This is a genomic window from Bacillus sp. SN32 (assembly GCF_002837495.1).
Taxonomy (GTDB): Bacteria; Bacillota; Bacilli; order Bacillales; family Bacillaceae; genus Bacillus; species Bacillus subtilis.
The window spans coordinates 1,418,215-1,431,090 of record NZ_PJCT01000001.1 but is presented as its reverse complement, the minus strand read 5'-3'; the positions used below and the strand labels follow the sequence as shown (position 1 = coordinate 1,431,090).

The 12,876-nt window shown below is 47.0% G+C and carries 11 protein-coding genes; 10 read left to right on the top strand and 1 reads right to left on the bottom strand.

The genetic code is table 11. The features are described from left to right. Positions 1–9: 9 nt before the first annotated feature. Genes CW370_RS07330 through prpB form a run of 4 tightly spaced genes read left to right on the top strand, consistent with a single transcriptional unit; the run spans position 10 to position 4,656 of the window. Positions 10–1,149 (top strand): acyl-CoA dehydrogenase, encoded by a 1,140-nt coding sequence (locus CW370_RS07330; protein ID WP_029946102.1) that lies wholly within the window; start codon positions 10–12, stop codon positions 1,147–1,149. A 33-nt stretch (positions 1,150–1,182) separates the two neighbouring features. Next, positions 1,183–2,301 (top strand): citrate synthase, encoded by a 1,119-nt coding sequence (mmgD, locus tag CW370_RS07325; protein ID WP_029946103.1) that lies wholly within the window; start codon positions 1,183–1,185, stop codon positions 2,299–2,301. Between the two features lie 14 nt (positions 2,302–2,315). Next, the gene (locus CW370_RS07320; protein ID WP_015251743.1) at positions 2,316–3,734 is read left to right on the top strand and encodes a bifunctional 2-methylcitrate dehydratase/aconitate hydratase; all 1,419 of its coding nucleotides are present in this window, start codon (positions 2,316–2,318) and stop codon (positions 3,732–3,734) included. Between the two features lie 16 nt (positions 3,735–3,750). Further along, complete coding sequence (gene prpB, locus CW370_RS07315) at positions 3,751–4,656, top strand: methylisocitrate lyase (RefSeq protein WP_029946443.1); 906 nt, start codon at positions 3,751–3,753, stop codon at positions 4,654–4,656. A 42-nt stretch (positions 4,657–4,698) separates the two neighbouring features. Here prpB and CW370_RS07310 read toward each other — a convergent pair whose 3' ends face one another. After that, complete coding sequence (locus CW370_RS07310) at positions 4,699–4,935, bottom strand: DUF2627 domain-containing protein (protein ID WP_003230304.1); 237 nt, start codon at positions 4,933–4,935, stop codon at positions 4,699–4,701. 152 nt (positions 4,936–5,087) lie between these two features. Here CW370_RS07310 and CW370_RS07305 point away from each other — a divergent pair, with 152 nt between their 5' ends. The 6 genes from CW370_RS07305 to bfmBAA all read left to right on the top strand — a co-directional run bounded on the left by CW370_RS07305 (position 5,088) and on the right by bfmBAA (position 12,865). Next, positions 5,088–7,166 carry a sigma-54 interaction domain-containing protein gene (locus CW370_RS07305; RefSeq protein WP_029946442.1) on the top strand — a complete coding sequence of 693 codons (2,079 nt, stop codon included), beginning with the start codon at positions 5,088–5,090 and terminating at the stop codon, positions 7,164–7,166. Positions 7,167–7,290: 124 nt separating this feature from the next. Beyond that, the gene (gene yqiS, locus CW370_RS07300) at positions 7,291–8,190 is read left to right on the top strand and encodes a phosphate butyryltransferase (protein ID WP_017696446.1); all 900 of its coding nucleotides are present in this window, start codon (positions 7,291–7,293) and stop codon (positions 8,188–8,190) included. 11 nt (positions 8,191–8,201) lie between these two features. Then, on the top strand, positions 8,202–9,296 hold the full coding sequence (gene bcd / locus CW370_RS07295) for a branched-chain amino acid dehydrogenase (protein ID WP_003230309.1): 1,095 nt from the start codon (positions 8,202–8,204) through the stop codon (positions 9,294–9,296). Positions 9,297–9,314: 18 nt separating this feature from the next. Beyond that, a complete protein-coding gene (gene buk, locus CW370_RS07290) occupies positions 9,315–10,406 on the top strand; it encodes a butyrate kinase (RefSeq protein WP_003230311.1) in 1,092 nt (363 codons plus the stop codon). A gap of 20 nt (positions 10,407–10,426) precedes the next feature. Beyond that, on the top strand, positions 10,427–11,851 hold the full coding sequence (lpdA, locus tag CW370_RS07285) for a dihydrolipoyl dehydrogenase (protein ID WP_015384052.1): 1,425 nt from the start codon (positions 10,427–10,429) through the stop codon (positions 11,849–11,851). Positions 11,852–11,872: 21 nt separating this feature from the next. Further along, positions 11,873–12,865, top strand: a complete 993-nt coding sequence (gene bfmBAA / locus CW370_RS07280) for a 3-methyl-2-oxobutanoate dehydrogenase subunit alpha (RefSeq protein WP_004398565.1) — start codon at positions 11,873–11,875, stop codon at positions 12,863–12,865. The last annotated feature ends 11 nt before the right edge of the window (positions 12,866–12,876 follow it).

The following is a 12,876-nucleotide window of genomic DNA, read 5'->3' as shown; positions in this document are numbered from 1 at the left end:
GTGGCCGAGTTGCATGTAACCCAAGAGCAAGTCATGATGCGAAAAATGGTGCGTGATTTTGCACGAAAAGAAATTGCTCCCGCTGCGGAAATCATGGAGAAAACGGACGAATTTCCCTTTCAGCTGATCAAAAAAATGGGTGAACACGGCCTGATGGGAATACCGGTGCCGGAACAATACGGCGGTGCCGGAGCGGACGTTGTTTCTTATATTTTGGCAATTCATGAGATTTCTAGAATCAGCGCGGCTGTCGGCGTGATTCTCTCCGTTCATACCTCAGTCGGCACAAATCCGATTCTGTATTTCGGCAACGAAGAACAGAAGATGAAATATATACCAAAGCTCGCGTCAGGAGACCATTTGGGCGCATTTGCACTAACGGAGCCTCACTCGGGGTCGGATGCCGGGAGCCTCCGCACAACAGCAATCAAAAAGAACGGCAAATATCTATTAAACGGATCGAAAATATTCATAACGAATGGCGGAGCAGCTGATATCTATATCACATTTGCTTTAACAGCTCCAGATCAAGGCAGGCACGGGATTTCGGCTTTTATTGTTGAAAAAAACACACCCGGTTTTACCGTTGGAAAAAAAGAAAGAAAGCTGGGGCTTTATGGCTCCAATACTACGGAACTGATTTTTGATAATGCAGAAGTGCCTGAAGCCAATTTGCTTGGCAAAGAGGGTGATGGCTTTCACATTGCGATGGCGAATTTAAATGTCGGCCGGATCGGCATTGCGGCACAGGCCCTTGGAATTGCAGAGGCGGCTCTTGAGCATGCCGTTAATTATGCGAAGCAGCGAGTGCAATTTGGAAGGCCGATTGCAGCCAATCAAGGCATATCATTTAAGCTGGCTGACATGGCGACTAGGGCAGAGGCGGCAAGGCATCTTGTCTACCACGCCGCAGACCTTCATAACCGCGGCCTAAATTGTGGAAAAGAAGCGTCTATGGCTAAACAATTTGCTTCCGATGCAGCCGTGAAGGCGGCGTTAGACGCCGTTCAAATTTATGGAGGATATGGCTATATGAAGGATTATCCGGTTGAGCGCTTGCTTCGCGATGCAAAGGTGACGCAAATCTATGAAGGGACGAATGAGATTCAAAGACTGATTATTTCCAAGTATTTGCTTGGCGGAACCTGATAGACAAAAAACGCAAAAACGGAGGTTGAGGATATGGAGGAGAAACAGCAATATTCTCCAGGGTTGGACGGTGTGATTGCGGCAGAAACTCATATTTCTTATCTTGACACCCAGTCCAGCCAGATTTTGATACGAGGCTATGATTTAATAGAACTTTCTGAAACAAAAAGCTATCTGGAGCTTGTCCATTTATTGCTGGAGGGCAGGCTGCCAGAAGAAAGTGAAATGGAGACGCTGGAACGTAAAATAAACAGTGCCTCAAGCCTGCCTGCTGATCATCTCCGTCTGCTTGAGCTGCTCCCTGAGGGCACTCATCCAATGGATAGCCTGCGTACCGGCCTGTCGGCACTTGCTGGCTATGATCGGCAAATTGATGATCGGTCTCCTTCCGCAAACAAAGAACGCGCCTATCAGCTTCTTGGGAAAATGCCTGCCCTCACTGCTGCCAGCTACAGGATTATTAATAAGAAAGAACCGATTCTTCCGCTTCAAACCCTATCCTATAGTGCGAATTTTCTCTACATGATGACAGGGAAATTGCCGTCTTCATTGGAAGAACAGATTTTTGACCGGTCGCTCGTCCTGTACAGTGAGCATGAGATGCCGAATTCAACCTTTGCGGCCAGGGTCATTGCATCTACACATTCAGATCTTTATGGGGCTTTGACTGGTGCTGTCGCTTCCCTGAAAGGGAATCTTCACGGAGGAGCAAACGAAGCTGTAATGTATTTGCTTTTGGAGGCAAAAACGACATCTGATTTTGAGCAGCTTCTGCAAACAAAACTGAAAAGAAAAGAAAAAATCATGGGCTTCGGCCACCGGGTGTATATGAAAAAAATGGACCCGAGAGCACTCATGATGAAAGAGGCACTGCAGCAATTATGCGATAAAGCCGGTGACCATCGTTTATATGAGATGTGCGAAGCGGGTGAGCGGCTGATGGAGAAGGAAAAAGGGCTTTACCCGAATTTGGATTACTATGCTGCCCCAGTGTATTGGATGCTCGGCATACCGATTCCTTTATATACGCCGATCTTTTTCAGCGCAAGAACGTCCGGTTTATGCGCCCATGTGATCGAACAGCATGCCAATAATCGGCTCTTCCGTCCCCGTGTCAGTTACATGGGCCCGCGATATCAAACAAAATCATGAAAGGAGCTGGTAGAATGCCGAAAACGGATCGTGTTATCGAAGAAATCACAGACTATGTGCTTGAAAAAGAGATTACAAGTGCCGAAGCGTATACAACAGCGGGGCATGTATTGCTGGATACCCTGGGCTGCGGGATCTTGGCGCTACGGTATCCGGAATGCACAAAGCTGCTTGGCCCGATTGTTCCAGGAACGACTGTGCCGAATGGAAGCAAAGTGCCGGGAACGTCATATGTTCTCGATCCTGTGAGGGCAGCGTTTAATATCGGCTGCATGATTCGCTGGCTCGATTACAACGATACGTGGCTGGCGGCGGAGTGGGGGCATCCATCCGATAACTTGGGAGGAATCCTTGCCGCTGCTGATTATGTATCAAGAGTGAGGCTGTCTGAAGGAAAAGAGCCGTTAACAGTACGCGACGTACTTGAGATGATGATCAAAGCACACGAGATCCAAGGTGTGCTGGCGTTAGAAAACAGCTTAAATCGAGTTGGCCTTGACCATGTGCTGTTTGTCAAAGTTGCGACTACTGCTGTTGCGGCAAAGCTTTTGGGCGGCGGAAGAGAAGAAATCAAAAATGCGCTTTCGAATGCATGGATTGACAATGCAGCATTGAGGACATACCGCCATTCACCGAATACGGGCTCACGCAAATCATGGGCGGCAGGAGATGCAACGAGCAGAGGTGTTCATTTGGCGCTGATGTCGTTAAAAGGGGAAATGGGTTATCCGACAGCCCTGAGTGCACCGGGTTGGGGGTTCCAAGACGTTTTATTCAATAAGAAAGAGATCAAGCTTGCCCGTCCGCTCGACGCTTATGTCATGGAAAATGTGTTATTTAAAGTGTCTTATCCTGCGGAATTTCACGCCCAGACAGCGGCGGAGTGCGCCGTCATTCTTCACCCGCAGGTAAAGAACCGGATTGACGAGATTGACCGTGTTGTCATCAGAACGCATGAATCCGCTATCCGAATCATTGATAAAAAAGGCCCGCTCCATAATCCGGCAGACCGTGATCACTGTCTCCAATACATTACAGCAATCGGTTTGCTTTTTGGTGATATCACCGCACAGCATTATGAAGCTGAAACAGCGAGTGATCCGAGAATAGATAAACTTCGTGATAAAATGGAAGTGACTGAAAATAAAACATATACCGAGGATTATTTGAAACCTGATAAACGTTCCATCTCAAATGCCGTTCAGGTTCATTTTAAAGACGGAACGAGCACGGAAATGGTGGAATGTGAGTTTCCCCTCGGCCATCGTTTTCGAAGAGAGGAAGCAGTGCCGAAACTGCTTGAAAAGTTTTCTGACAATCTCAAAACCCATTTTCCTGATAAACAGCACAAACACATTTATGAGCGCTGTACCAGCTATGAGACATTACAAACGATGCGCGTAAATGAATTCGTAGACATGTTCTGCATGTAAAAGGGGGATTTGTTTCATGTCGTGGATCGTCAATAAGCAATCGTCACAAGAGGAGCTTGCCGGGCGTTTCCGCAAGCTGATGTCAGCACCGGACATTCTTCAAATTCCCGGCGCCCATGACGGGATGGCCGCTTTGCTTGCGAAAGAAGCCGGTTTTTCTGCTATTTATTTGTCCGGTGCTGCCTATACAGCCAGCAGGGGGCTGCCTGATCTAGGGATCATCACATCGGCAGAGATAGCTGAACGGGCCAAAGATCTTGTGCGTGCAGCTGATCTGTCTCTGCTTGTGGATATCGATACGGGATTTGGCGGTGTCTTAAATGCCGCCCGAACAGCCCGGGAGATGCTTGAAGCCAGGGTAGCAGCCGTTCAAATAGAAGACCAGCAGCTCCCAAAAAAATGCGGACATTTAAATGGCAAACAGCTAGTTCCGATAAAGGAAATGGCGCAAAAAATAAAAGCCATTAAACAAGCGGCTCCCTCCCTTATTGTTGTTGCCCGTTCTGATGCCAGGGCGCAGGAAGGGCTTGATGCCGCAATAAAACGTTCAGAGGCTTACATTGAGGCGGGGGCGGACGCAATTTTCCCGGAAGCGCTACAGGCGGAGAATGAATTCCGCCAGTTTGCTGAGCGTATCTCCGTTCCGCTCCTTGCGAATATGACTGAATTTGGGAAAACGCCATATTATCGTGCCGATGAATTCGAAGATATGGGGTTTCACATGGTGATATATCCTGTCACCTCGCTTCGAGCGGCGGCAAAAGCTTATGAGCGGATGTTTGGTTTGATAAAGGAGCACGGCTCACAAAAAGAAGGACTTCATGATATGCAGACACGAAAAGAACTGTACGATACGATTTCTTATTATGACTATGAAGCGTTAGACAAAACGATTGCCAAGACCGTTTTGCCTGACGAATAATGCAACAAAAAAAAGCCGGAGCATTCTCCGGCTTTTTTGCAGCTATCGTTTTCTGAATCGCGGGCTGACTTGATTGCGTTTTCTGTCTCTGTATAAAATGAACCCGGCCAGCACATAGAGGCCGATCGCAAAAAAGATGAATCCTGACAACCCTTGGAGCCAAAGAGCTGAAAATGGCTTGATTGTATGGCCGAAAAGTGTATCTCTCATCAGTTTAATGCCTAAAGCAGAAATAGCCCCGGGGATGACTAATATTAAAAGCGCAAGAAGTCGGCTCATCTTCAGAAAACCCCTTTATCTTTTCATTTCCTTTATTGTCCAGCGGAAAAAATATTTTGTCAAGAGAAGAAAACGTGGTAACATAGGGTTGTGCAAATTATTGCAACGGAATAAATAGGTGTGCAAATTTTTTCATACAAAGGGGTATCGGGATGCAAAAGGTACTGATAGTAGGTGCCGGCAAAAGGGGAACGGCGTTATTACATATTCTGATTAAAACAGCCATCATAGATATCATTGCCGTAGTTGACAAAGACCCCGAGGCGCCGGGATTGAAAGAAGCAGAACAGTATGGGATTGCCGTTTCATCTGATTGGAAACCTTACATACAACAACAACCGGATATCGTCATTCATACCACCGGCGATCAAGCCGTGTTTGACGAGCTCCTTCAAAGAAAGCATGAAGATACCATTGTCATGCCGGGAAAAATGGCATACATCGTTTTTCAGCTGATGGAAGAAAAGCAGCACCTGATTCAAATGCTAAAAGAGCAAACCTATAAATATGACAGAATTTTTAATTCGACCCATGATGGAATGATTTTTATTGATATCAATGAAGAAATCATTCTCTTTAACCATATGGCCGAAAAAATGGTTGGGAAAAAACGTGAGGAAGTCATTGGGCGCCCAATAAAAGAAGTGATTCCGAGCACTAAGATGCCGCGGATCTTAAAAACAAGAGTGCCTGAATACAACCAGAAGCAGCTGTTAGGCGATCATTTGCAAATTGTGACTACAAGGCTGCCGATTATTGATGAAGGCGGACGTCTGCTCGGGGCTCTTTGTGTGTTTAAAGATATCACTGATGCGGTCGAGCTGGCAGAGGAAGTGACCAACTTAAAGCAGGTCCGTACGATGCTGGAGGCAATTATTCAATCCTCCGATGAGGCGATTTCTGTCGTTGATGAAAACGGCATCGGCCTGCTAATCAATAAAGCGTATACGAAAATGACGGGGCTTTCTGAAAAAGAAGTCATCGGCAAGCCTGCAAACACTGATATTTCCGAAGGCGAAAGCATGCATTTAAAGGTGCTTGAAACAAGACGTCCTGTTCGCGGTGTCAGAATGAAGGTCGGCCCGAATGAAAAAGAGGTCATCGTTAATGTAGCACCGGTGATTGTGGACGGGATTTTGAAAGGCAGCGTCGGCGTGATTCACGATGTTTCCGAAATTAAAATGCTGACAGCGGAGCTTAATCGCGCCAGACAAATTATTCGCACGCTTGAAGCGAAATACACGTTTGACGACATTATCGGCAAAAGCGAGCAAATGCTGGTTGCGCTTGAGCAGGCGAAGCTCGGTGCGAAAACACCGGCAACCATCTTGCTGCGCGGGGAATCAGGAACAGGAAAAGAACTGTTCGCCCATGCCATCCATAACGAAAGTGACCGGAAATACAATAAATTTATTCGCGTGAATTGTGCAGCCCTTTCTGAAAACCTGCTCGAATCAGAATTGTTCGGCTATGAGGATGGCGCGTTTTCAGGAGCGAAGCGCGGCGGTAAAAAGGGTTTATTTGAGGAAGCAAATAACGGCAGTATTTTCTTAGATGAAATCGGTGAGCTGACACAAAATATGCAGGCCAAATTGCTACGCGTCCTTCAAGAAAAGGAAATCGTCAGAGTGGGCGGCACGAAAGCGATCCCTGTCAACGTCAGAGTGATCGCGGCGACAAATGTAAATATTGAAAAGGCGATGGCGGACGGAACGTTCCGGGAAGACCTGTATTACCGGATCAACCGCTATCCGATCTCCATCCCGCCTTTGCGTCAGCGGTTGGAGGACATTGAAGCACTGAGCGTCAGACTTATCCAAAAGATCAACCGGGATTACGGCAGGAATGTAAAAGGGCTCTCACAGCAAGCCTTGCGCGCCTTATCTGCCTACCATTGGCCTGGGAATGTCCGGGAGCTTGAAAATGTCCTTGGACGAGCCATGATTTTTCTGAATCCGCATATGGAATGGATTGAAAAAGATCACTTGCCTGTATTCGAACTTGAGCAAAAAGAAAATGACACAGACCAGGGAACAGGTTTTGATTTTCCAGATATTGAAGGCGAAAAGCTGTCTGTCGCAGTAGAAAAATTTGAAGCACATTTGATCCAGCAAACGCTTGAAAAGCATCATTTTAACCGGACAAAAACAGCAAAAGCTCTCGGTGTCAGCATTCGGAACTTATATTACAAAATGGATAAATATGGCCTTGCAAATGAAGGCATGCAATAATTTGCAGAATAAACGCAAACATCTGCACGAATGTTTCAATATACCTGGTATGACAGCACCCTTAAGAGCTGGCATGGAACTTGCATAATAAAAGGCGGAGTCGAAACAAGAAAGGTGGTAACAGATGAAGCTGAAAGATTTAATCGGCAAAGCGTCGATACACAAAAATAAGACCATTGCGGTTGCTCATGCTGAGGATGAGGAAGTGATCCGGGCTGTAAAGCTGGCAGCCGAGCACCTATCTGCCCGTTTCTTGTTAACGGGCGACAGCACAAAACTGAACGAGCTGACATCATCCATGCAAGGGCATCAAGTGGAAATCGTCCATGCCGATACTCCTGAGGAATCGGCGAAATTAGCGGTTCGTGCTGTACATCATAAAACAGCAGACGTTTTAATGAAAGGCAATGTGCCGACTTCTGTTTTGCTTAAAGCGGTATTGAACAGACAGGAGGGGCTTCGGTCAGCAAGTGTCCTTTCTCACGTGGCTGTCTTCGATATACCGGATTTTGACCGGCTGATGTTTGTGACAGATTCGGCAATGAATATTGCTCCTTCGCTGGAAGAGCTCCGGCAGATTTTGCAAAATGCCGTTCATGTGGCCCATGCAGTGGGGAACAATATGCCAAAAGCAGCTGCCCTTGCAGCGGTCGAAACGGTGAACCCTAAAATGGAAGCGACCGTGAATGCAGCTGCTCTAGCTCAAATGTACAAAAGGGGCCAGATCAAAGGCTGCATTGTTGATGGACCGCTTGCTTTGGATAACGCAGTTTCACAAATTGCCGCGGCCCAGAAAAAAATTTCGGGAGACGTAGCGGGCAACGCTGATATCCTTCTCGTCCCAACAATTGAGGCCGGCAATATTTTATATAAATCACTGATTTATTTTGCCAAGGCCAGCGTGGCGGCTGTCATTACAGGAGCAAAAGCACCGATTGCCTTAACAAGCAGAGCGGACTCTGCTGAAAATAAACTGTATTCCATTGCGCTGGCAATATGCGCATCTGAAGAATACACACATTAGGAGGAACGAACATGGAACTTTTTAAATATATGGAGAAATACGATTACGAACAATTGGTATTCTGCCAGGATGAACAATCTGGATTAAAAGCGATTATCGCGATTCATGATACAACGCTTGGTCCGGCGCTTGGCGGAACGAGAATGTGGACATATGAAAATGAAGAAGCGGCAATTGAAGATGCGCTCAGATTGGCTAGAGGCATGACCTATAAGAACGCGGCGGCAGGCTTAAACCTTGGCGGCGGAAAAACAGTCATTATCGGCGATCCGCGCAAAGACAAAAATGAAGAAATGTTCCGCGCGTTTGGCCGCTATATTCAAGGGCTGAACGGCAGATACATCACGGCTGAAGATGTGGGCACAACGGTCGAGGATATGGATATCATTCATGATGAAACAGACTACGTTACAGGGATTTCTCCTGCTTTCGGCTCTTCTGGAAATCCGTCCCCAGTCACAGCGTACGGGGTGTACAGAGGAATGAAGGCAGCAGCTAAAGCTGCTTTCGGAACCGACTCTCTTGAAGGAAAAACCATTGCTGTACAGGGTGTTGGGAACGTAGCCTATAACCTTTGCCGCCACCTGCATGAAGAAGGAGCAAACTTAATCGTTACGGATATCAACAAACAATCTGTACAGCGTGCAGTTGAAGATTTTGGCGCCCGTGCGGTAGATCCTGATGATATTTATTCACAAGACTGCGATATTTATGCGCCGTGTGCCCTTGGTGCGACTATTAACGACGATACCATTAAACAGCTGAAGGCGAAAGTGATCGCAGGTGCGGCTAACAACCAATTAAAAGAGACACGCCATGGTGATCAAATTCACGAAATGGGCATCGTTTATGCACCGGATTACGTGATTAACGCGGGCGGTGTCATCAACGTGGCAGATGAGCTTTACGGCTATAATGCAGAACGTGCATTGAAAAAAGTTGAAGGCATTTACGGCAATATCGAGCGTGTACTAGAGATTTCTCAGCGTGACGGCATTCCTGCATATTTAGCGGCTGACCGCTTGGCAGAGGAACGTATTGAACGCATGCGCCGCTCAAGAAGCCAGTTTTTGCAAAACGGCCACAGTGTATTAAGCAGACGTTAAGAAATTGATCTGGAGGTTATGAAAGTGCTACATGACGAAAAACGCATTCTCACAATTAATCCAGGCTCAACTTCAACGAAAATCGGTGTTTTTCATAACGAAAGAAGCATTTTTGAAAAAACATTGAGACACAACATAGAAGAGCTGCAGCGATTTGACCGAATTATTGATCAGTATGAATTTCGTAAAAACCATATTCTCGAAACGCTTCATGAACAGGGAATCAATATTTCAAAGTTTGATGCAGTCTGCGCAAGAGGCGGCCTTCTCCGGCCAATTGAAGGCGGGACCTACGTAGTGAATGATGAGATGATTGAGGATTTGAAAAGCGGCTACGCCGGTCAGCATGCTTCTAATCTCGGCGGCATTATCGCGCGGGAAATCGCTGACGGCCTGAATATCCCTTCGTATATCGTCGACCCTGTTGTCGTAGACGAAATGTCAGTGCTTGCGAAAGTTTCAGGCATGCCTGAAATTGAACGGAAAAGCATTTTCCATGCGTTAAACCAAAAAGCTGTCGCTCGTAAAGCGGCAGCCTCTCTTGGCAAACGATATGAGAACATGAAAATGATTATTACCCATATGGGCGGAGGTATTACAATTGGCGTCCATGACCGCGGGCGAGTGGTGGATGTCAATAACGGCCTGCACGGCGAGGGACCATTCAGTCCTGAACGAGCAGGAACAGTGCCTGCGGGAGATCTTGTTGATCTATGTTTTTCAGGGGAATATACAAAAGAAGAAATCATGAAAAAGCTTGTTGGCACCGGCGGACTTTTAGGCTATCTCGGTACAAATGATGCAGTAAAAGTGGAACAGATGATTCAAGGGGGCGATGAAAAAGCCCGCTTCATTTATGATGCCATGGCATATCAGGTAGCAAAGGAAATCGGGGCAGCCAGCGCGGCGTTAAAAGGCGAAGTTGAAGCGATTGTGCTGACGGGAGGCCTTGCGTACGGAAAAAGTTTTGTTTCTGCTATCAGATCATACATAGATTGGATTTCAGACGTTTTAGTCTATCCGGGTGAAAATGAACTGCAGTCTCTTGCCCAAGGGGCGCTCAGAGTATTGCAGGGCGAAGAGCAATCCAAACAATATCGTATTGAATAGACAGACAGGAGTGAGTCACCATGGCAACTGAGTATGACGTAGTCATTCTGGGCGGCGGTACCGGCGGTTATGTTGCGGCCATCAGAGCCGCTCAGCTCGGCTTAAAAACAGCCGTTGTGGAAAAGGAAAAACTCGGGGGAACATGTCTGCATAAAGGCTGTATCCCGAGTAAAGCGCTGCTTAGAAGCGCAGAGGTATACCGGACAGCTCGTGAAGCCGATCAATTCGGAGTGGAAACGGCTGGCGTGTCCCTCAACTTTGAAAAAGTGCAGCAGCGTAAGCAAGCCGTTGTTGATAAGCTTGCAGCGGGTGTAAATCATTTAATGAAAAAAGGAAAAATTGACGTGTACACCGGATATGGACGTATCCTTGGACCGTCAATCTTCTCTCCGCTGCCGGGAACAATTTCTGTTGAGCGGGGAAATGGTGAAGAAAATGACATGCTGATACCGAAACAAGTGATCATTGCAACAGGATCAAGACCGAGAATGCTTCCGGGTCTTGAAGCGGACGGTAAGTCTGTACTGACTTCAGATGAGGCGCTCCAAATGGAGGAGCTGCCACAATCAATCATCATTGTCGGCGGAGGGGTTATCGGTATCGAATGGGCGTCTATGCTTCATGATTTTGGCGTGAAGGTAACGGTTATTGAATACGCGGATCGCATATTGCCGACTGAAGATCTAGAGATTTCAAAAGAAATGGAAAGTCTTCTTAAGAAAAAAGGCATCCAGTTCATAACAGGGGCAAAAGTGCTGCCTGACACAATGACAAAAACATCAGACGATATCAGCATACAAGCGGAAAAAGACGGAGAAACCGTTACCTACTCTGCTGAGAAAATGCTTGTTTCCATCGGCAGACAGGCAAATATCGAAGGCATCGGCCTAGAGAACACCGATATTGTTACTGAAAATGGCATGATTTCAGTCAATGAAAGCTGCCAAACGAAGGAATCTCATATTTATGCAATCGGAGACGTAATCGGTGGCCTGCAGTTAGCTCATGTTGCTTCACATGAGGGAATTATTGCTGTTGAGCATTTTGCAGGTCTCAATCCGCATCCGCTTGATCCGACGCTTGTGCCGAAGTGCATTTACTCAAGCCCTGAAGCTGCCAGTGTCGGCTTAACCGAAGACGAAGCAAAGGCGAACGGGCATAATGTCAAAATCGGCAAGTTCCCATTTATGGCGATTGGAAAAGCGCTTGTATACGGTGAAAGCGACGGTTTTGTCAAAATCGTGGCTGACCGAGATACAGATGATATTCTCGGCGTTCATATGATCGGCCCGCATGTCACCGACATGATTTCTGAAGCGGGTCTTGCCAAAGTGCTGGACGCAACGCCGTGGGAGGTCGGGCAAACGATTCACCCGCATCCAACGCTTTCTGAAGCAATTGGAGAAGCAGCGCTTGCCGCAGATGGCAAAGCCATTCATTTTTAAAAGCATAAAGGAGGGGCTTGAATGAGTACAAACCGACATCAAGCACTAGGGCTGACTGATCAGGAAGCCGTTGATATGTATAGAACCATGCTGTTAGCAAGAAAAATCGATGAAAGAATGTGGCTGTTAAACCGTTCTGGCAAAATTCCATTTGTAATCTCTTGTCAAGGACAGGAAGCAGCACAGGTAGGAGCGGCTTTCGCACTTGACCGTGAAATGGATTATGTATTGCCGTACTACAGAGACATGGGTGTCGTGCTCGCGTTTGGCATGACAGCAAAGGACTTAATGATGTCCGGGTTTGCAAAAGCAGCAGATCCGAACTCAGGAGGCCGCCAGATGCCGGGACATTTCGGACAAAAGAAAAACCGCATTGTGACGGGATCATCTCCGGTTACAACGCAAGTGCCGCACGCAGTCGGTATTGCGCTTGCGGGACGTATGGAGAAAAAGGATATCGCAGCCTTTGTTACATTTGGGGAAGGGTCTTCAAACCAAGGCGATTTCCATGAAGGGGCGAACTTTGCCGCTGTCCATAAGCTGCCGGTTATTTTCATGTGTGAAAACAACAAATACGCAATCTCAGTGCCTTACGATAAGCAAGTCGCATGTGAGAACATTTCCGACCGTGCCATAGGCTATGGGATGCCTGGCGTAACTGTGAATGGAAATGATCCGCTGGAAGTTTATCAAGCGGTTAAAGAAGCACGCGAAAGGGCACGCAGAGGAGAAGGCCCGACATTAATTGAAACGATTTCTTACCGCCTTACACCACATTCCAGTGATGACGATGACAGCAGCTACAGAGGCCGTGAAGAAGTAGAGGAAGCGAAAAAAAGTGATCCCCTGCTTACTTATCAAGCTTACTTAAAGGAAACAGGCCTGCTGTCCGATGAGATAGAACAAACCATGCTGGATGAAATTATGGCAATCGTAAATGAAGCGACGGATGAAGCGGAGAACGCCCCATATGCAGCTCCTGAGTCAGCGCTTGATTATGTGTATGCGAAGTAGGGAGGAAGAAC

Excerpts from the sequence above, each read along its gene's own strand:
- mmgD (WP_029946103.1), top strand. The coding sequence starts at position 1,183 with ATGGAGGAGAAACAGCAATATTCTCCAGGGTTGGACGGTGTGATTGCG.
- CW370_RS07320 (WP_015251743.1), top strand. The coding sequence starts at position 2,316 with ATGCCGAAAACGGATCGTGTTATCGAAGAAATCACAGACTATGTGCTT.
- prpB (WP_029946443.1), top strand. The coding sequence starts at position 3,751 with ATGTCGTGGATCGTCAATAAGCAATCGTCACAAGAGGAGCTTGCCGGG.
- CW370_RS07310 (WP_003230304.1), bottom strand. The coding sequence starts at position 4,935 with ATGAGCCGACTTCTTGCGCTTTTAATATTAGTCATCCCCGGGGCTATT.
- CW370_RS07305 (WP_029946442.1), top strand. The coding sequence starts at position 5,088 with ATGCAAAAGGTACTGATAGTAGGTGCCGGCAAAAGGGGAACGGCGTTA.
- yqiS (WP_017696446.1), top strand. The coding sequence starts at position 7,291 with ATGAAGCTGAAAGATTTAATCGGCAAAGCGTCGATACACAAAAATAAG.
- bcd (WP_003230309.1), top strand. The coding sequence starts at position 8,202 with ATGGAACTTTTTAAATATATGGAGAAATACGATTACGAACAATTGGTA.
- buk (WP_003230311.1), top strand. The coding sequence starts at position 9,315 with ATGAAAGTGCTACATGACGAAAAACGCATTCTCACAATTAATCCAGGC.
- lpdA (WP_015384052.1), top strand. The coding sequence starts at position 10,427 with ATGGCAACTGAGTATGACGTAGTCATTCTGGGCGGCGGTACCGGCGGT.
- bfmBAA (WP_004398565.1), top strand. The coding sequence starts at position 11,873 with ATGAGTACAAACCGACATCAAGCACTAGGGCTGACTGATCAGGAAGCC.